The organism is Aquipseudomonas alcaligenes NBRC 14159 (assembly GCF_000467105.1).
In the GTDB taxonomy this organism is placed as follows: domain Bacteria; phylum Pseudomonadota; class Gammaproteobacteria; order Pseudomonadales; family Pseudomonadaceae; genus Aquipseudomonas; species Aquipseudomonas alcaligenes.
Window position 1 is genome coordinate 1 of record NZ_BATI01000055.1, and the last position, 19,596, is coordinate 19,596.

General features: G+C 64.8%; 14 protein-coding genes and 2 riboswitches. Of the genes, 12 read left to right on the plus strand and 2 right to left on the minus strand.

Annotated elements, in window-relative coordinates:
* The 7 genes from tssI to PA6_RS20995 all read left to right on the plus strand — a co-directional run.
* A partial coding sequence (gene tssI, locus PA6_RS20965) for a type VI secretion system tip protein TssI/VgrG (protein WP_021703002.1) occupies nucleotides 1–1,610 on the plus strand: 1,610 nt, incomplete at its 5' end.
* Complete coding sequence (locus tag PA6_RS20970) at nucleotides 1,611–2,909, plus strand: VRR-NUC domain-containing protein (protein ID WP_021703003.1); 1,299 nt, start codon at nucleotides 1,611–1,613, stop codon at nucleotides 2,907–2,909.
* A 9-nt stretch (nucleotides 2,910–2,918) separates the two neighbouring features.
* Nucleotides 2,919–3,089, plus strand: a complete 171-nt coding sequence (locus tag PA6_RS24375; protein ID WP_021703004.1) for a hypothetical protein — start codon at nucleotides 2,919–2,921, stop codon at nucleotides 3,087–3,089.
* A 12-nt stretch (nucleotides 3,090–3,101) separates the two neighbouring features.
* A complete protein-coding gene (locus PA6_RS20975) occupies nucleotides 3,102–4,043 on the plus strand; it encodes a DUF3396 domain-containing protein (protein WP_370453143.1) in 942 nt (313 codons plus the stop codon).
* A 421-nt stretch (nucleotides 4,044–4,464) separates the two neighbouring features.
* Nucleotides 4,465–5,415 (plus strand): PoNe immunity protein domain-containing protein, encoded by a 951-nt coding sequence (locus tag PA6_RS20985; protein ID WP_021703006.1) that lies wholly within the window; start codon nucleotides 4,465–4,467, stop codon nucleotides 5,413–5,415.
* A 132-nt stretch (nucleotides 5,416–5,547) separates the two neighbouring features.
* Complete coding sequence (gene trhP, locus PA6_RS20990; RefSeq protein WP_021703007.1) at nucleotides 5,548–6,864, plus strand: prephenate-dependent tRNA uridine(34) hydroxylase TrhP; 1,317 nt, start codon at nucleotides 5,548–5,550, stop codon at nucleotides 6,862–6,864.
* A 21-nt stretch (nucleotides 6,865–6,885) separates the two neighbouring features.
* A riboswitch (glycine riboswitch) is annotated at nucleotides 6,886–6,976 on the plus strand.
* Nucleotides 6,977–7,074: riboswitch (glycine riboswitch) on the plus strand.
* Between the two features lie 20 nt (nucleotides 7,075–7,094).
* Nucleotides 7,095–7,715, plus strand: coding sequence for a trimeric intracellular cation channel family protein (locus tag PA6_RS20995; protein WP_021703008.1), 621 nt, complete (start codon nucleotides 7,095–7,097; stop codon nucleotides 7,713–7,715).
* Here PA6_RS20995 and PA6_RS21000 read toward each other — a convergent pair whose 3' ends face one another.
* Nucleotides 7,716–10,595 (minus strand): GGDEF and EAL domain-containing protein, encoded by a 2,880-nt coding sequence (locus PA6_RS21000; protein ID WP_021703009.1) that lies wholly within the window; start codon nucleotides 10,593–10,595, stop codon nucleotides 7,716–7,718. It lies immediately after the preceding gene.
* Nucleotides 10,596–10,825: 230 nt separating this feature from the next.
* Here PA6_RS21000 and PA6_RS21005 point away from each other — a divergent pair, with 230 nt between their 5' ends.
* A complete protein-coding gene (locus PA6_RS21005; protein ID WP_021703010.1) occupies nucleotides 10,826–11,518 on the plus strand; it encodes a DUF1266 domain-containing protein in 693 nt (230 codons plus the stop codon).
* Nucleotides 11,515–14,205 carry a DUF805 domain-containing protein gene (locus PA6_RS21010; RefSeq protein WP_021703011.1) on the plus strand — a complete coding sequence of 897 codons (2,691 nt, stop codon included), beginning with the start codon at nucleotides 11,515–11,517 and terminating at the stop codon, nucleotides 14,203–14,205. The genes PA6_RS21005 and PA6_RS21010 overlap by 4 nt, the downstream gene beginning before the upstream one ends.
* Here PA6_RS21010 and PA6_RS21015 read toward each other — a convergent pair.
* Nucleotides 14,174–15,856: a molecular chaperone HscC gene (locus PA6_RS21015; RefSeq protein WP_021703012.1), complete on the minus strand. Its 1,683-nt coding sequence runs from the start codon at nucleotides 15,854–15,856 to the stop codon at nucleotides 14,174–14,176. The genes PA6_RS21010 and PA6_RS21015 overlap by 32 nt on opposite strands.
* A 141-nt stretch (nucleotides 15,857–15,997) precedes the next feature.
* Here PA6_RS21015 and uvrD point away from each other — a divergent pair, with 141 nt between their 5' ends.
* The 3 genes from uvrD (at nucleotide 15,998) to PA6_RS21030 (ending at nucleotide 19,342) form a co-directional block, all read left to right on the plus strand.
* On the plus strand, nucleotides 15,998–18,199 hold the full coding sequence (gene uvrD / locus PA6_RS21020) for a DNA helicase II (RefSeq protein WP_021703013.1): 2,202 nt from the start codon (nucleotides 15,998–16,000) through the stop codon (nucleotides 18,197–18,199).
* A 36-nt stretch (nucleotides 18,200–18,235) separates the two neighbouring features.
* The gene (locus PA6_RS21025; RefSeq protein ID WP_021703014.1) at nucleotides 18,236–18,688 is read left to right on the plus strand and encodes a hypothetical protein; all 453 of its coding nucleotides are present in this window, start codon (nucleotides 18,236–18,238) and stop codon (nucleotides 18,686–18,688) included.
* Nucleotides 18,689–18,763: 75 nt separating this feature from the next.
* Entirely contained in the window at nucleotides 18,764–19,342 is a 579-nt protein-coding gene (locus PA6_RS21030; RefSeq protein ID WP_021703015.1) for a TetR/AcrR family transcriptional regulator, read from the plus strand.
* The last annotated feature ends 254 nt before the right edge of the window (nucleotides 19,343–19,596 follow it).

Genomic DNA, 19,596 nt, shown 5'->3' on the forward strand with positions numbered 1-19,596 from the left:
GCACCAGCCGGGTGACCCGCCGCGACTACGACTTCGAGAAGCCGCGCCTGCAGCTCGAAGCGGCGCACAAGGGTGACGCCAAGCCGGACCTGGAGGACTACGACTACCCCGGCCGCTTCACCGAGCGCGCACGCGGCAAGCACCTGTCCCAGCGCGCCCTGGAGCGCCACCGCGCCGACCATCAGCTGGCCGAGGGCGAGAGCGATCAGCCGCTGCTGCGCAGTGGCCACTTCCTCGACCTCTCCGCCCACCCGCGTGCGGACTGGAACCAGTTGTGGCTGCTCAACGAGATCCACCACGAAGGCAAGCAGCCCCAGGTGCTGGAAGAGTCCATCACCAGTTTCTTCGGCAGCCGCAAGGAAGACGGACAAGCCGACGACGGCTTCCACCAGGGCTACCGCAACCGCTTCACTGCCACCCCCTGGGACCAGCCCTGGCGCCCGCCACTGGCCCATCCCAAGCCACGCATCCTCGGCAGCCAGAGCGCCGTGGTCACCGGGCCGAAAGGCGAAGAGATCCACTGTGACCCGTACGGCCGGGTCAAGGTGCAGTTCCACTGGGATCGTGAAGGCCAGGCCGACGACACCACCAGCTGCTGGCTGCGAGTGAGTTCGAGCTGGGCCGGTGACCGCTATGGCGGCATCGCCATCCCGCGCATCGGCATGGAAGTGCTGGTCACCTTCCTCGAAGGCGATCCCGACCAGCCGCTGGTCACCGGCTGCCTGTACCACAAGGAACACGTGGTCCCGTACGACCTGCCGGCGAACAAGACCCGCACGGTATTCAAGACCCTCAGCTCACCCAGCGGCGGTGGCTACAACGAGCTGCGCATTGAGGACCGCAAGGGCCAGGAGCAGATATACATCCATGCCCAGAAGGACTGGGACGAGAACGTCGAGCACGACCAGAAGATCCGCATCGGCCACGAGCGCCACGACACCGTCGAGGCCAACAGCTACACCGAGCTGAAGGCCGAGGAGCACCGCACTACCCACAAGGACCGCAAGGCCGAGGTCCGTGCCAACGATCACCTGACCGTGGCGACCAACCAGCACGTGAAGCTGGGCACGGGGCAGTTTGTCGAGGCGGGTAACGAGATCCACTACCACGCCGGCAGCAAGGTAGTCATAGACGCCGGCATGGAACTCACCGCCAAGGGCGGCGGCAGCTGGCTCAAGCTCGACCCCAGCGGCGTAACCCTGAGCGGCGCGATTATAAAGATGAATTCGGGAGGTGCGCCTGGCAAAGGCTCAGGTATTCAGATACTCGGGCCGGTTATTCCTTGGGCGGCGGATCAGGACAAAGCAGGCAATCTTCTGAAGCGGGCACCCCGTAGCCATAAGGCACGCTACCTGTTGTTGGACGAGAAAACTGGTGAACCGCTGGTGGGAGCCCCCTACACACTTAAGCTGGCCGACGGCTCGCAGCTGGCCGGTTACACAAACCATGAAGGCAAAACCTTCCTAGTCCATAGCGCCGAACCCGCCCAGGTCGAACTGCTAACCCCAAGTCGTCAGCCAGAACCACAAGAGCCATTGTTCATGGCCGGCGACAGCACACCCAAGGACATGACACTGGATCTGAAGAACGCCAATCCGGAGGGCGCATAAATGGCGACAGTGCAACCGCAAACGCCACAAGGCTGCACCACCACGAGCGTCGAGGGCACGGTAAAGGAAGCCCCTCTGCCCAATCCAAGCAACAAGCCCTATCTGATGGAGAAAGCCAATTACGCGGTGCGCTTTCCACGCCTGTCGCTCAAGAAATTGCCCAATGGCATCGCTAGTCAGGTGGAGCTCAAACAACTGGTCATGAGCGGCCTGATCCGAGCTGATGAATACCGCTGGAATTATCTATGGGACTACAAGGCAGAGGTCTGCTTCGACATGACCAGACTCCCACCTACGCCCTTCCTCAGCACATCGGGATGGAGTAAGGGTCAAGCTCCCGACCCGATGCGTCGCCATACGTTGATTCCCTTCCCCTCCGGCATGACGCCAGGTCTGCTACGTCGGCCGGATGTCATCATCGTGCAGAACCGAGCAATACGTTGGCCGGGGCAAGCCGGGGCTGATCATCAGGGAGTGATGCACCCGGACAATCTGGCAAGGGTGGTTGAGGTCAAATTTCCGGGAGACAACTTAGGGCCAGGTCAGGAGCGTGCGTATATCCAAATCGCAGGCGGCCCAAACCGCTTTACTGTGCTGGAAATCAATGACTGCCGGGACGACGGCGAGCGTGAGCGTGAACGCCAATACAACGAGGCCAACCAGCCGACCGGGAGCAGCAACCCACTGCACTGGCCAGTCGTACCTCCACTGATGCCACCACCACAGACTCCTGGCAGCAAACCCCGCCCAGCACCAGTGCCGGTACCTGTCTATGGGCCGCAACCCACGCCCAAGCCGGCACGTGTGGAGAGCTGGACCCAGCAGGTACAGGAGGCCATCGACGGGCTTCTGGAACAGGGCGCCGAAGGTATCCGTCAGCTCTCCGCCGAGGTGCAGCAGCATCTGGAGGAAGCTGCCACCTGGCTAGGCAGCAAAGGCGAATGGGTGCGCCGGGAATCGCAAAAGGCTTGGGAGTGGGTCAGCGAGACCGGTGCCAAGGTGGTGCGCTGGACCGACGAACAACTGCGCGCCATATGGCAGAAAATCCAGCACTACACCGATCTGACCCTCGACATGCTGCGCCAGATCGACTGGGTACAGGTGCTGATCAATATAGGTGTGGCGGTAGCCACGGTGGTGGTCACTATCCTCATTGCCAAAGCTCTGGTGGCGCTCAGCATTCCCGCGGCCATCGTGGCCGGACTGCTGGCTATCGTCCACCTGGCCAGGACCTCCTGGGCGGTGCTGGTCTCCATTCTAGGTGGCACCGCCGCGACTGCGGCCGTTGCCGCTGGCTAAGAGAACCCTATGAACGCATTGGAAAAACTTACTAAGCACGCCGCCGATCTAGCATTCGAGCTGCCAGATGGCACTCCAGTAGTGAAGCTGGGATTGATAGCCACTCTTTACTTCAAGGAGGGCTATACAGCAGAAAGTAAACAGAGAGTGGCGGAATGCTTCGAGCGCTTTTATAAATAGTTTGCTCCGCATCTGAAAGGGCAGTATTTCGGGCGCTACAAAAAGCTGACGCCAAGCAACTTCGGTAAAAGCTGCAGCCATATTTTGGCAACCGGACCGAATGAAGAGGTTGAATGGTTTTTGAGTAGCGCTTCAACTGCCTTAGAGGCAGCTGAATACAGCATCTCAACGCTAAACTCCTTCGAAGTTCACGGCGACAAAGTGCGCTCGTATCTCAAGCTCGTTATGCCTTGGTCTTTTCTCTCTGAGCCCAGTGGGCTTGAGCGCTATCAGGAATGGCTTGTTTACCTCTGCAACAAGGTCAAGGCCGAGCATGGCTATGGGGGCTTGTCGAGTATCCTGCCATTCGACTATCACAGTTATATGCCCACCGAGTTTCAACTAGCCCAGCAATATACTGGACTGGAAGTCGACTCCATGGCTCATATTTCAACTCTTAAGCTGATTGAACATATCAAGGGCATCAACTGGTTCACCGTTCTAGGTAACACCTTTACCGAGCGTCTGGGCGGAGAGGACGCCATCCGCCATGCCCTGAACGGACACGGTGATGTGGAAGTCCAGACCTATGATCAGGGCCTCATCATTCGGGCAGGCGAGTATCCAGAACTAGGTGCGAAGGACGATGGCTTACCTGCAGCCTATGTAGCGGTCAACAGAGTGGCCAGGCCGGTGCGTATTCCCAACCCCGACCAGCTGCACAGCTACTCGCCCTACGGTGACTGTTTCGACATGGAAAGCACTGCCCGCTGGTATTCCCGTTTCGACCAAAAGGACAGCGCGCCTACATCTCCGGCGCGCATCGAGGCAGGCAAACGCTGCCCCCAAACCGGCTACTGGTTCAGCCCCGCCCAGCAAAACTCCAGACGTTATTTCACACAGGGCGAGATCATGCCGGAGTTCAAAGACTCACCCTGGGGCGCCACCATCTGGTATTGGGCCAGCGCGACATAAGTAGCCCCCTGGCGCTTACCCGATCTGAGCAATGAGGGGCTTGGCGTCAGCGGCGAGCATATCGCCGACTATATCTGCGCATATGAACTGGGCTGGGGAAAAGACTGGGACGGCCATGACAAGGGTGTCGAGGGGAGATGGCAAGAGGGCAACCTGAAAGCCCTAAATAACCGCGCGCTACGCGACAGCATATTGAGCTCTTATAGTCGCCATCTCTTCTACACCCCCTCTACCACCCCAGCCAGAGCCCCAGCAAGCACGCCGAGGCACGACTGAGAAATCACTCGGAAGAAAGCCACAGCGATCATCAGGCTTCCCACTATGGGGAGGAAGAGATTCGCGCCGCCGTAAATAAGCGAAAAACCGCTCTGACCAAGAAGTATGGCGAGCAGTCCACTCTGCAACTCGAAAAGGCTTCTGTATGAATAGGCGCCAACCCTTCATCAGCGAATCTTACTACCGGGCAGCCATTACCTTCTTTGATGAAACGCCTGATCGCTGGGCGAACCAAAAAATGCAGGCTGACACCCCGGAACAAGAGCTAGCCCTGCGGGCAGCGCACTTTAAAGATGCAACCTTGGATGGCTTGTTTCTCTGCTACACCGCCGGCGATCCCATCGAAGCCCTGCCCACACGCTTGGAGCAGTTGATCAAGGATTACGAAACTTACCAGCATGCGCTAGCAGCCCAAGAGCAGATGCCTGATATATCGCCATTGGCCATCGACGACTGGCCTGGGGAATATGAAGAATGTGTGCAGGTCATAAGCCTGTGCATCCTGCTGCATCGCACAGACCTGTTACAGCGCTTCGTCGTACTGCTGGACAATGCCGGTTATGCCGGTGATGACACCCTCTATGAAGATCTGCTGCGCAAAGTACTGCCCAACCGCACCGATCTGGATGAGTGGTATCACGATCTCTACACACCGCTGATCCGGGCCATCTATGCCCCTACGCCAGAAGAAGCATCCGACCTACTGAAGCAGTACTGCAACCAGTGGTATTCGCCCTTCGCCGACCTGCAGACCACTTGGCACGACAGCCATCTGGATATAGACGGCGACGAAGGCAGCTATGTCGGCTATTGGGCCTTCGAGGCCGGAGCCATCGCCTATCTCTACAACATCGACGACAGCCAGATCGACCATATGGTCTACCCCAAGGATCTGGTCGCCTATGCACGCAGCAACACCCCCAAGCACAACACTCCAAGCCCGGTGCATGCCGGCCAGCCCTGCCCCCAAACCGGCTACTGGTTCAGCCCGGCCCAGCACAACTCCAGGCGGCATTTCACCCAGGGCGAGATCATGCCGGAGTTCACGGGATCACCTTGGGGAGCCACCATTTGGTACTGGTCCAGCGCGACATAGCGCAAAAAATGGCGAAGGGGGGACAGGAGCAGCTGTTTGATACGTGGCGACGGCATCACTGCTGAGCCAGATCAATGCAGCCAGCGCGCAGGCAAGGCAGAGTTCGCACTTTTCTGCCAAGACTTCGCTCTTATGCTGCCACTCCCAGCCCCCGAACTCCTCTCCCCCGCCGGCACCCTCAAGGCCATGCGCCATGCCTTCGCCTATGGCGCCGATGCCGTATATGCCGGGCAGCCGCGCTACAGCCTGCGGGTGCGCAACAACGAGTTCGACCACGCCAACCTGGCCATCGGTATCGCCGAGGCGCATGCCCAGGGCAAGCGCTTCTACGTGGTGGTCAACATCGCGCCGCACAACGCCAAGCTGAAGACCTTTCTCAAGGACCTGGAGCCGGTGGTGGCGATGGGGCCGGATGCGCTGATCATGTCCGATCCGGGCCTGATCATGCTGGTGCGCGAGCACTTCCCGCAGATGCCGGTGCACCTGTCGGTGCAGGCCAATGCGGTGAACTGGGCCAGCGTGGAGTTCTGGCGCCGCCAGGGGCTCTCCCGGGTGATCCTGTCGCGCGAGCTGGCGCTGGAGGAGATCGAGGAGATCCGCCAGCAGGTGCCGGACATGGAACTGGAAGTGTTCGTCCACGGCGCGCTGTGCATGGCCTATTCCGGGCGTTGCCTGCTGTCCGGCTACATCAACAAGCGCGACCCCAACCAGGGCACCTGCACCAACGCCTGCCGCTGGAAGTACCAGGCCCATGAGGGCCAGGAGAATGAGTTGGGCGGCATCGTGCGCGGCTGCCAGCCCACCCTCGGCGAGGGCAGCGCGACCGAGCGCCTGTTCCTGCTGGAAGACGAAAGCCGCCCCGGCGAGCTGATGGAGGCCTTCGAGGACGAGCACGGCACCTACATCATGAACTCCAAGGACCTGCGCGCGATCCAGCATGTGGAGCGGCTGACGCGCATGGGCGTGCACTCGCTGAAGATCGAGGGGCGCACCAAGAGCCACTTCTACGTGGCGCGCACCGCCCAGGTCTACCGCCGCGCCATCGACGACGCCGTCGCCGGCCGCCCGTTCGACCTGCGCCTGATGGACGACCTGGAATCACTGGCCAACCGCGGCTACACCGAGGGCTTCCTGCGCCGCCATGTGCACGACGAGTACCAGAACTACGAACGCGGCAATTCGCTGTCCGAACGTCAACAGTTCGTCGGCGAATTCACCGGCGTGCGCCGTGGCGAGCTGGCCGAGGTGCGGGTGAAGAACCGCTTTGCCGTCGGCGACCAGCTGGAGCTGATGACCCCGCGCGGCAACCTGCAGTTCAGCCTGTCTGCCTTGGAGAAAGCCAGCGGCGAGCGTACCGAACTGGCGCCGGGCGATGGTCATATCGTCTACCTGCCACTGCCGGCGGAGGTCGCCCTGGAGCATGCCCTGCTGCTGCGCCAGTTGGCCTGAGCCGGGTACGCCCCTATACTGCGCGCCCTCGCAGGAGAGCGAGGCGCCCGATGCGCCTCCGCCGAAGGCGCAAACTCCCATGATCGCTCAGGCCCAGCACTGCGAGATTCCGATATAGCCGTCTGGAGAGCGGTCGCCCAGAGCGACCCACCGAAGGGGCAAGCGGCAACGCCGCGTAAACTCTCAGGTACAGGGGACAGGGGGAGAGGCACCTGACGCAGGAATTCTGTGTGCTGCTCTACGTCTATCTGATCGCCATCACCGCCGAAGCCATGTCCGGGGCGCTCGCCGCCGGCAAACGCAACATGGACCTGTTCGGCGTCGCCCTCATCGCCTTCATCACTGCCCTCGGCGGTGGCACCGTGCGCGACATCCTGCTGGGCAACTTCCCGGTGGGCTGGACCCAGCACCCCGGCTACATCTACCTGACCATCGGCGCCGGCCTGTTCACCATGCTGGTCGCGCGCTTCATGCACCACCTGCGCCAGCTGTTCCTGCTGCTCGACGCCATGGGCCTGATCGCCTTTACCGTGATCGGCTGTGACGTCGCCCTGAAGCTGGGCTACCCGCTGCCGGTGGTGGTGATGGCCGGGGTGATCACCGGCATCTTCGGCGGCATCCTGCGCGACATTCTGTGCAATCGCCTGCCGCAGGTACTGCGCCACGAACTGTACGCCAGCGTGTCGCTGCTGGTCGCCCTGCTCTACCTGAGCCTGCGCCACCTCGGCGTCGACGAGGACCTCAACCTCCTCGCCTCTTTCGCGGCCGGCCTGGTCCTGCGCCTGGCGGCGATCCGCTGGCACTGGTCGCTGCCGGTGTTCTCCTACGCGCCGGGTCGCTGGAACGGCTGATCAGCACATCTCCGCCTGCGCCCGCAGCAGCTCGGCGAACTGCTCGGCCGGTACCGGCGGGCTGATCAGGTAGCCCTGGATTTCGTCGCAGCGCTGCAGCTTGAGGAAGTCCATCTGCGCCTGGGTCTCGACGCCCTCGGCCACCACCTTCAGCTCCAGGCCGTGGGCCATGGCGATGATGGCGCGGGTGATCGCCGCATCCTCGCCGCCGGCAGCCAGGTCGCGGACGAAGGTCTGGTCGATCTTCACGTAGTCCACCGGGAAGCGCTTGAGGTAGCTGAGCGAGGAGTAGCCGGTACCGAAGTCGTCGATCGCCAGTTTCACGCCCAGGTCGCGCAACTGCTGGAAGGTGGTGATGACGTTCTCCACGTTGTCCAGCAGGTGGCTCTCGGTCAGCTCCAGCTCCAGCAGGCGTGATGGCAGGCCGCTCTCGTCGAGCACCTGGCGCACCAGGCCGACCAGGTTGCCCTGGCGCAGCTGGTGCACCGACAGGTTGACCGACACGCGCAGGTCGGCCAGCCCCTGGCGCTGCCACTCGCGGGCCTGGCGGCAGGCCTGGCGCAGCACGAACTCGCCGATCGGTGCGATCAGCCCGGTTTCCTCGGCCAGTGGAATGAAGTCGCTGGGCGGCACCAGGCCCAGCTCCGGGTGGCGCCAGCGCACCAGCGCCTCGGCGGCGTTGAGGCTGTCGTCGAGCAGGCACAGCTTGGGCTGGTAGAACACCTCCAGCTGGTGCTCCTCGATGGCCTTGCGCAGCTGATTCTCCAGCTGCAGGCGCTCCAGGGTGCAGGCCTGCAGGTTGTCGGTATAGAACTGGAAGGTGTTGCCGCCCAGGTGCTTGGCGTGCTGCTTGGCCATGTCCGCCTGGCTGAGCAGCGCGGCCAGCTCGCGGGCGTTGTCCGGCAGCAGGCTGATGCCGATCGAGGCGCTCACCACCAGCTCGTGGCCGGCCACATCCATCGGCGTGCGCAGCTTGGCCAGCAGGCGACTGGCCGTGCGCGCCAGGGCCGAGAGGCTGCCGTAGTCGTCGAGCAGGATGGCGAACTCGTCGCCGGCCAGACGCGCCACCGTATGCGCCTCCGGCACGCTCTGGTTAAGACGACGGGCCATCTGCCGCAGCAGCTGGTCGGCCACTTCATGGCCGAGGCTGTCGTTGAGCAGCTTGAAGCGATCGAGATCGATGTGCAGCAGGGCCATCTGCGCGTCGCTGTGCCGGGCCAGTTCGCAGGCCGTGTGCAGGCGCTCGCGGAACAGGCTGCGGTTGGCCAGGCCGGTGAGCTCGTCGTAGTGCGACAGGTAGCGCAGGCGCTCCTCGGTCTGCCGGCGCTGCGACAGGTCGGAGAAGAAGCCGACGATGTGGCTGACCCGGCCACGGCCGTCCTGCACGGCGTTGAGCTGCAGCCACTGCGGGTACAGCTCGCCATTCTTGCGCGTTTCCACCAGCTCGCCGCGCCAGCTGCCATGCAGTTCCAGCTGCTCGCGAATGAGCTGGTACTGGCGGCGCGTCTCGTGGCTGCTGATCAGGGTGGCCACGCTGCGCCCAAGCACCTCGTCCTTGCGATAGCCGGTGACGTCGCTGAAGGCCTGGTTGACCGAGAGAATCAGGTAGTCGGCATCGAGGATGACGATGCCCTCGCCACAGGCCTCGAACACCGTGGCGGCGAGGCGCTGCTGCTCGTCCACCAGCTTGCGCTCGGTGATGTCGCGGCGCGTACCGAGCATGCGCAGCACCTGGCCCTGGGCGTTGCGCTCCACCGCGCGGCCACGGTCCTCGACCCAGCGCCAGCGTCCGTCGGCATGGCGCACGCGGTATTCCACGCAATAGCCGTCGGTACGCCCCTTGAGGTGCTCGACCAGGGCCCGGCGCAGCAGCGGCAGATCATCCGGGTGCAGGCGCGGCTTGAGGTGGCTGAGCACACCCTTCACCTCTTCCTGGCTGATGCCGAAGATGCTCTCCAGGTGGCTGTGATGAACCTCGTCGGTCTCCAGGTTCCAGTCCCACAGGCCCAGCTCGCTGGCCTCCAGTGCCAGGGCCAGACGCTCCTCGCTCTTGCCCAGGGCATGGCTGGCGTCATCCAGCTCCAGGGTGCGCTGGGCCACGCGGATCTCCAGCTCGCCGTGAGCCTGGCGCAGTTCGCGTTCGGCACGGCGACGCTGCTCAACCTCGCGCGCCAGCTCCTGATTGAGGCCCTCGGCGCTCTCGCGGGCGTGTTCCAGGCTCTCGATCAGCGCCTGGTTCTGGAAGCGCCGCAGCAGGCTGCGCTGGATCAGGCGGTTGACCTGCCAGGCGACCACGCACAGGCTCAGCAGCAGGATCAGCCCCAGCACGCCCCAGCCCTGCTGGATCGGGTTGTCGCTGAGCAGCAGGTAGACCGCAGTCGGCAGCAGACACGGCAGGGCGAACACCAGGAAGGCCGAACGACTGATGGCATAGGCCACGCTGGCGGAGAGGATGGCGGCGGCGATCAGGCCGTAGACCAGCGCCTGCAGCAGGAAACGCTCGGCAGGGACCAGGAAAATGGCGGCGAAGGCCAGGGTCAGGCCGGACAACCCGGCGCCCACCAGAAACACCCGACGCCAGTGCGGATTGGCCTGGCGCGACGGCAGCGCGGCCTTGAAGGCGGTCATCTGGATCAGCCGCAGCACCGCCAGCAGCACCAGCCACACCAGCCAGCCGGCCAGCAGCAGGCTGGGCTGAGGCTGCCACAGCAATGCCGCGCAGGTCAGGCCGCCAAGCAGCATGAACAGGGTGGGAACCTGGGAGCCCTGATAGAGCAGGCGCGTCCGTTCCACCGCAATCTCGGTGGCGAACTGCTGGTGAAGCGCACGCGACTCCTCCCCCACCGAACCGGCGGAGGCCCCCCGAAGAGACTGTGTCATAGGCGATATTCTTGTAATGGGATGCCCGACTTACCCCGAGCATACCCGAGCTAGAGCGGCCGCCCAAGCCCGCTGATGGCTTTTTAGCGGTACGCCGCGATGAGTGGCGAACATTTGTTCACTGACCGAACAGGTGCGCCCGGTCATGGTTTGCTCGGCAGTTGCTCCTTAAAATCGCCCGCCAACAGCCGCAGCCGACTCCACACGCGGCATCAGGGAGAAACTCGCTTATGGATGAGCAAGCCGAGTGCTGGCTCTATGCACTGTCCGCGCCGATGGTGGGGCTCAACCCCCACGCCAGCTACACCGCTCCAGGCTTTCTCGCCGAAGGCAAGGTCAATCTGGTCGATGGCTGGGGCATCCACAACCGGGACGAGTTGCTGGAGATGTTGCGCATGGCCGATAACGGCCACGCCAGACATCTCTCCGACGCCTACTGGCGCTGGCACCGTTGCCTACCCAGCGAGTGGGAGGCCCTGCTCGCCAGCCTGACGCCACGCGAGCGCACGCTGCACCGCTTCGCCAGCCAAACCGCGGGAGAAACCGGCCCCGGCGGAATCCGCGCCTGGGATCTGGGGCGCATGGGTTTTCTGCTGCGCTGCGGTCTCGGCAACGGCTTCATTGATCGACAGGAAAGCTTGTGGCTGCACGGCCGCATGGCCGTACGCGCGCGCCACTACTACAACCACTGGGCCGGCTACGTCGCCGGTTTCTGCATCGGCCGCGCCTTCTGGAACTGCCTGGGCAACAGCGACGAAGAGCTCGCACAGGAGCTGCAGCGCCAGGGTGACGATGGCGGCAGCCGCCAGATGATGCGCGAACTGAGCGACAACCCCGCCATCGCCTTTGCCGACCTGCCCTGGGACCTGCCTCTGAACCTGCCGGAGCGCCCGGCCTCGCTTGCGGAGTTCCACTGGTCATGAGCTGCTGGATACATCTCGGCATCGAGCCGACCCGCGACCTCCAGGCGATCCGCCTGGCGTACCGCAATCTGTTGCCCCGGCATCACCCGGAAACCGACCCGCAGGGCTTCCAGGCTCTGCGTGAAGCCTATGAAGCGGCGCTGCAACAGGCGCGCAGCGACACCCCCGAGCAGGCTGCCAATGCACCGGCAGCAACCGCCGAGGCATCGAGGGCGGCATTCTCGGCCCTGCTGGACGACTCGCGGCGCCGCTTCGACCCCCGCTCATGGCAGCACTTCATCGACGGCCTGGAGGCACTGCCAGTCGAGCAGTTGAGCATGCTGAGCACCGAGCTGCTGGCCCAGGTTCTCGCTGCCGGCCCCCTGGCACATGCCTGCCTGCGCCTGCTGGCCCAGCGCCTGGGCTGGGCTGAGCAGCTGCTGCGTCTGGAGTTCGAGCTGGCTCGCGAAGCCGATCAGCTGCTGCAGCGCATCGAACAGGACGATCCCTTCGACACCTCGCTGCTCAATGAATGGCCACCGAGCGCCCAGCTGGAAACCCTCTGGTACTGCCGCACACTGCAGTACCTCTACGAGAACCGGCCGCTGTTCGAGTTTCGTGAGTTCGTCCAACACCACAGTTGCCTGCCGTTGCCGGCCGACGAGCGCTTCCTGCAGCGTCTGCTGGTGCAATTCAGCCAGGCCGGCATCGGCTGCGAGACGCTTCACCTGATCTGCCGCGAGCGCCACGCCTCGGCCCCGCAGGACCTCGACTGGCGGTACCTGCTGGCACGCCAGAGCAGCGCGCTCGGCCATGAGGCACTGGCTTATGAACACTGGCTGGCACTCTGGCGCGAGGCCCGCCACCCGCAGGCCGCAGGCTGGCTGCTGAAGTGGTGCGCGCAAAGACAACCGCAACGCCTGCCGCTGCTGATTCAGGCCTTCGACCTGGCCGACGCGCCCACGCACTGGCCACAGGACCTAGAAGACCCGACCCCGGAATACGGCAGCCCGAGTCAACGCCCGGAAACCCTGGTGCGCTGGCAACAGGCCGCGCACCGTGAGCTGGGTCCGCTGGCGGACGCCTTCGTGCGCTGGCGCCTGGACGGTGACGAACTGCCGTTGCTGCCCTGGCTGCTCACCAACGATAGCGACTCGCTCGTGCCTCTTTACCAGCAAGCCTGGATTCTGCACCGGGGCGATATCGAGCTGCTGCAGCAATTGCTCGACAGGCCCGCCCCCGCAGATCCACTCGACGCCCTGATCGTCGAGGCATTCCAGGCCCAGGCCCGCCAGCATCTGCGCTGGCTGCAGCAGTCACCGCTGCTGCCGGTGCTGCAGGCCTTTCTTGCCAGCCGTGCAGCCGAGCCGCAGTTGCCGCCACGGCTGGCCGAGGCAGGCGTGGTGCGCGACATGGCCCTGCGCTGGCTGGAGCGCCTGCGCCCCTACACCGCCGATCAACTGCAGCGGCTCGAGTCAGCTTTCGCCCTGGAACAACGCAGCGGCCCGTTACGCACTACCTATCTGCAGGCACGCCTGGCTGCCGCGGGCCGCACCCTGGAGCCGAGCATGCCTGGCCAGACGGCCTGGGACTGGCAGCGCCACACCCTGCTGACACTGACACTGCTCGATCAGCCCGAGCGCTGCCTGGAAGTACTCCCCGCCGATTACTGGGATCGGCTGCAGCTGCCACCCGACCACCCTCTGCACGCGCTACAGCAGTTGCTCCGTGCCACTCAGGGCAGCAGTACGGGCTTGCTGGCCTGGCTCGATGACCGTGATCCGCTGCAGAACCTGCTCGCCCAGTGCCTGCTCGACCCGGCGCAGGCACTGGAGGCCGAGCGCCTGTTGGGCAACGAACGGCTGTTCGCCTGTTATCGGGGGCACCGGCAGGCGCTCGCCGATGATCCGATAGGCGAGATGCTGCTGTGTGCAGTGCTCTACCACGATCCCGGTCTGGGCGATGAACAACGTGGCATCGTCCTGCGCACGCTGAGCAGCTTCACCAGCGAGGATGCCTGGTTCGCGCCTTTCCGCGATGGCCTGCTGCGCGGTCGTGCATCCAGGCCGCCAGGCACGGTGCTGCAGGACCTGGGCTGCACCGCGGAAAACTGCCAGGCCGTCCTGGACACACTCGCCGGCCTGGTCAAGGACGAGTCTCTCGGCGTGCCCCACAACAAGGTGCTGCGCATTCTGCAGAGGGCCAAGGACGATCCGGCCAACGGCCTGGGCGTGCGCCTGACCATGAGCGCGCTACTCGCCTGGTGCGAACGCCTGCTGCTGCGCCGAGCCGAGGCCAAGGCCGTTGCCCCTTGGGCCTTCTGGCGCCTGGGGAGTCGCCTTGGCCGTGGCCAGTTTCTGCTGCAGACCCTGGTGGTGCTGCTGGGCAGCGGCTACCTGCTGCTGGAACTCAGGCAATGGGTGCCAGCCGCCATATTGCTGTTTGGCGGCACTGCGAGCCTGTGCCTGCGCCGCCTGCATGACATGGGCCAGGGCGCGCCGATGCTGCTGCTCTGGCTGGCCCTGACCTTCATGGCGCCCTTCGCTCCCCTGGCCCTGGCCATCATGCCCGGCGAACCGCTGCCCAACCGTTTCGGCATGCCGCCCGGCAGCACCGACCGCCAGGGTCTGGCCGCCGGCCTGCAGGCCGTGCTGCGCCGCCTGAACGGCTGGAGGCCTACAGCAGCAGTTCGTCCAGCGCCGCATTGAGGCGCTGCCGGCTGCTGCTGATCTGCGCCGGCTGCTGTTCGCCGAGCACCCGGTTGAACTCGTCCAGCCAGGTACCGATGCGCTCGCGCTCCTCGCCCAGGGTCTGCATCCAGGCCCGCTCCAGGCGGGCACTGAGCGTGCGGTTGGGCAGGGCATCGCGCGGGTGGATCTTCAGCCCCTGCAAGCGCGCATGACTGGCTGCGCGGGCCGCCTCATCGAGGCCGCTGGGGCTGCGGTCGATGCTGTGGGCATGGCGCTCGCCGTTGGCCAGCAGAGTCACGTCGACCTCCAGCAAGCCGTTGATGTCGTAGCTGAAGCGAACGTCCAGGGCCTGGATCTCGCCGGTTGCCGGCAACGCCACGTCGAAGCTGTCGATGAAGATGTTGTCGCGCACCCAGGGCCGCTCGCCCTGGTAGACCTCGATGCGGATCTGTCGCTGCTGCGGGTGGGTGCTGTAAAAGCGTTGCACCCGCGAGCAGGGAATCACCGTGTTGCGCTCGATGATCGGGGAGAATGCGCCGCTGATGTCCTCGCCGCGCATCGAGGCGATGCCCAGGGTGTAGGGGCAGACGTCGGTGAGAATGATTTCCTCGATGGCCTGGTCGCGCGCCTTGCAGGCGGCCTGGGCAGCGGCGCCCAGGGCAACCAGGGTGTCGGGGTCGAGGTGGCGATAAGGCAGGCGCCCGAACAGCGTGGCCACCAGCTGCTGCACAACCCCCATGCGCGTGGCGCCACCGACCAGCACCAGGCTGTCGAGGTCGGCGGCCTTGAGGCGGGCATCGCGCAAGGCCTGCTCGATCGGCGCACGCAGCCGTGCCAGCAGCGGTGCCCAGATCTGCTGAGCGCGCACCTCGTCCAGCGACCACTCGCGCAACTCCCCGGCAACGCTCCAGACGAGCCGTTGCGGGCCATCGCCGAGCTTGCACTTGAGCTGCTCCAGCGCATCGCCCAGGCTGGCCAGGGCCTGCCCGTCGAGGCTGCCAGGCACCAGTTGCCCGTCCTTGAGACAGGCCTGCAGCAGCGCCGCGGTGAAATCCTCGCCACCGAGGAAGTTGTCACCGGTAGAGGCGTGCACCTCGATCAGCGGCAGACCGTACTCCAGCACGGTGACGTCGAACGTCCCCCCGCCCAGGTCGAAGACCAGCGTACGCTCGCACTGCTGCTCGTGCAGACCGTAGGCCATGGCCGCAGCGGTCGGCTCGTTGATCAGCCGCTGCACGCGTAAGCCGGCCAGTTCGGCGGCGAAGCAGGTACGCTTGCGCTGCTCGTCACTGAAGTAGGCCGGCACCGAGATCACCGCTTCCTCCACCGGGCAGCCAAGCCAGGCCTCGGCATCACGCTTGAGCGTTCCCAACACCAGCGCCGAAAGTTCCTCGGGGCTGAAGGTCTGGCCGCCCAGCTCGAAGCGCTTGTCGCTGCCCATGTAGCGTTTGAATGCGGCCGCGCTGCGCTCCGGGTGGGTGGTCAGGCGTGCCCGCGCCGCCTGACCGACCAGAATGCTGCCATCCTCGTCGACGCTCACCACCGATGGCGTGAGGACCTCGCCCAGGGCATTGTGAATCAGCTCGGCCCGCCCCTCGCGCCAGACGGCAATCAGGCTATTGGTGGTACCCAGATCAATTCCCACCAGGGGCTTGGCGACTTCCGACATATGGACCTCGTGCTTCCTTGTACGACGAGCGGCGATTCTAGCCTGGAGCAATGGATGGCTGGCGGGTGGGGCCGCAAATCGCGAGCGAGTGCACGCCGCAGGCGGTTTGCCGCTCCCGGACACGGCCCGTAGAATGCCGCGATGCATAAAGATCCCGCCCTTCTCGACCCAGAACTTCTCCTCGCCTCCCTCAACGATGCGCAGTGCCAGGCCGTGGCCGCGCCGCTCGGCCGCCAGCTGGTGCTGGCCGGCGCCGGTTCCGGCAAGACCCGCGTGCTGGTGCACCGCATCGCCTTCCTGATCCAGTTCCTCAACGCCTCGCCCTACTCGATCCTGTCGGTGACCTTCACCAACAAGGCGGCGGCCGAGATGCGCCAGCGCATCGAGCAGATGCTCGGCCAGAGCCCGGCCGGCATGTGGGTCGGCACCTTCCACGGCCTGGCCCATCGCATCCTGCGTGCGCACTGGCAGGAAGCCGGGCTCAGCGAGAACTTCCAGATCCTCGACTCCGATGACCAGCAGCGCCTGGTGAAAAGGGTGATCCGCGAGCTGGGCCTGGACGAACAGCGCTGGCCGGCCAAGCAGGCGCAGTGGTTCATCAACGGGCAGAAGGACGAGGGCCTGCGGCCGAAGAACATCCAGCCCGGCGGCGACCTGTTCCTCGCCACCATGCTGAAGATCTACCAGGCCTATGAAGACGCCTGTGCGCGCACCGGGGTGATCGACTTCGCCGAGTTGCTGCTGCGCGCGCTGGATCTGTGGCGCGACAAGCCCGACCTGCTGGCGCACTACCAGAAGCGCTTCCGCCACATCCTGGTCGACGAGTTCCAGGACACCAACGCCGTGCAGTACGCCTGGCTGCGCTTCCTCGCCAAGGGTGGCGAGAGCCTGATGGTGGTCGGCGATGACGACCAGTCGATCTATGGCTGGCGCGGCGCCAAGATCGAGAACATCCAGCAGTTCAGCAGTGACTTCCCTGACACCCAGCTGATCCGCCTGGAGCAGAACTACCGCTCCACCGCCGGCATCCTCAAGGCCGCCAACGCGCTGATCGCCAATAACAACGGGCGCCTCGGCAAGGAGCTGTGGACCGAGGGCAGCGACGGCGAGCCGATCAGCCTGTACGCCGCCTTCAACGAGCACGACGAGGCGCGCTACGTAGTCGAGTCGATCGAGGCGGCGCTGCGCAAGGACGGTCTCAAGCGCAGCGAGATCGCCATCCTCTACCGCTCCAACGCCCAGTCGCGGGTGCTGGAAGAGGCCCTGCTGCGCGAGAAGATTCCCTACCGCATCTACGGTGGCCAGCGTTTCTTCGAGCGCGCCGAGATCAAGAACGCGGTGGCCTACCTGCGCCTGCTCGACGGCCGCCATAACGACGCCGCGCTGGAGCGGGTGATCAACGTGCCGACCCGTGGCGTCGGCGAGAAGACCGTCGAGGCCATCCGCGAGCACGCCCGCCACAGCGACCTGTCGATGTGGGCGGCAATGCAGCAGCTGATCGCCAACAAGGCCCTGCCCGGCCGCGCCGCCGGTGCGCTGAGCGGTTTCATCGAGCTGATCGAGAACCTCGCCGCCAAGGTGCTGGACATGCCGCTGCACCTGATGACCCAGACCGTCATCGAGCAGAGCGGACTGATCGCCTGGCACCAGGCGGAGAAAGGCGAGAAGGCCCAGGCGCGGGTGGAAAACCTGGAGGAACTGGTCAGCGCCGCGCGTAACTTCGAGAACGAGGAAGAGGAGATGAGCCCGCTGGCCGCCTTTCTCACCCACGCCTCGCTGGAAGCCGGCGATACTCAGGCCGAGGAACACGAGGACTGCGTGCAGCTGATGACCCTACACAGCGCCAAGGGCCTGGAGTTCCCCCTGGTGTTCCTGGTCGGCATGGAAGAGGGCCTGTTCCCGCACAAGATGAGCCTGGAAGAGCCCGGCCGCCTCGAGGAAGAGCGCCGCCTGGCCTATGTCGGCGTGACCCGCGCCATGCAGCAGCTGGTGCTGACCTACGCCGAGACCCGCCGCCTTTACGGCAACGAGACCTACAACAAGGTGTCGCGCTTCGTCCGCGAGATTCCGCCGGCGCTGATCCAGGAAGTACGCCTGAGCAACAGCGTCAGCCGCCCCTACGCGGCGCCAAGCCGGAGCATGAGCGGTGGCTCGATGTTCGCCGGCAGCCAGGTGCCGGAGACGCCCTTCAGCCTCGGCCAGCCGGTGCGCCACGCGCTGTTCGGCGAAGGCGTGATCCTCAACTTCGAGGGCAGCGGCGCCCAGGCGCGGGTGCAGGTCAACTTCGCCAGCGAAGGCAGCAAGTGGCTGATGCTGGCCTACGCCAAGCTGGAGGCGTTGTAAGCCACGCTCACCTTTTCTCACACAAGGAATGATCAGATGAATGCATGGAAGCTACTGGGCGGGCTATCGCTCGGCCTGTTCTGCCACACCGCCATGGCCGGCGAGCCAATTGCCGATCTCGACCAGTTCGAGGCTGGCTATATCGCCTGTATCGAGGACGAGAAAGCCTTTGCCGACAGCTGCCTGAGCGGACTCTTCAAGCCGCATGCCCTGCCTTGGCGCAAGGATCTCAATCTGCAGAGCGTCGAGGACTTCCTGAGCAAATGGATTGGCAAAGGCGCCGTCTACAAAGTGCATCCGATCACCCGAAAAGAGACCGCGAATCTGTACCAAAGACGCTGGTACCTCATCGAGAACGAGTCGGGCGGTCTGATGCAGCTGAGCGTGCGCTTCCGCACCGTCAAGGGACAGTGGCACTACGTCGACATGAACCTCACCAACGACGAAAAGGCCATGGGCGCCATCACCCTGGAGTCGACCGAGCCCTGAACAGCCTGAGCCATCCGTCAGCCCGCGCCGAGCGGCCATTCTGGCTAGCCATACTGTCGAGCGGAGGTACTGCGCATGCCCCGCTCGACGCCATCCGCCGCCACGATTCTCGATACCGCCCTCGACCTGGCCGAAAGCTGCGGCTGGGAGCGTCTTTACCTGCATGACGTGGCAACGGCGCTGAACAGCGACCTGGCGACCATCGCCCGGCATTACCGGCAGAAGGACGATCTGGTCGAGGCCTGGCTGGACCGCGCCGATGCGGCGCTGTTCGAGCGCGCCAAGGGCGCCGATCTGGCCACACTGGCGCCCGACAAACGCCTGGAGGAACTGCTGATGGCCTGGCTCGGCGGCATCGCCGTGCACCGTGCACTGACCGGGCAGATGCTGCTGTACAAGCTGGAGCTCGGCCATGTGCACCTGCAGGTCGGCGCCCTGCTGCGCGTCAGCCGTACCGTGCAGTGGTGGCGCGAGGCGGCACGGCGGCACAAACTTCACCTGGCGCGGGTGGCCGAGGAGAGCCTGCTCAGCGCCGTGTTCCTGCGCACCTTCGTGCACTGGCTGCGCCATCCCGAGGTCGCCGACGCCGACCTGCGCGCCCTGTTGCGCCGCCAGCTGCGGGGTGGTCCGCTGGCCTGGCTGCTGCGCGCATAAATCCGGAAACATTCTGCGGCTGGCCAGGCTCTCGCCTCTGCGGCAGCATGACGCGCGAATCACAACTTCAGCGGGATTACCCCACATGCAGCGCTTCCTCAGCATCGCCCTGGCCCTGTGCCTGGGTCTGACCCTCAGCCTCGACGCCAGCGCCGGCAAGCGCATGGGCGGCGGTAAATCCTTCGGCTCCGCGCCGACCCACCAGACCCGCCAGGCCGATGCGCCCACCAGCGCCGCCCAGCCGGCCGCTGCCG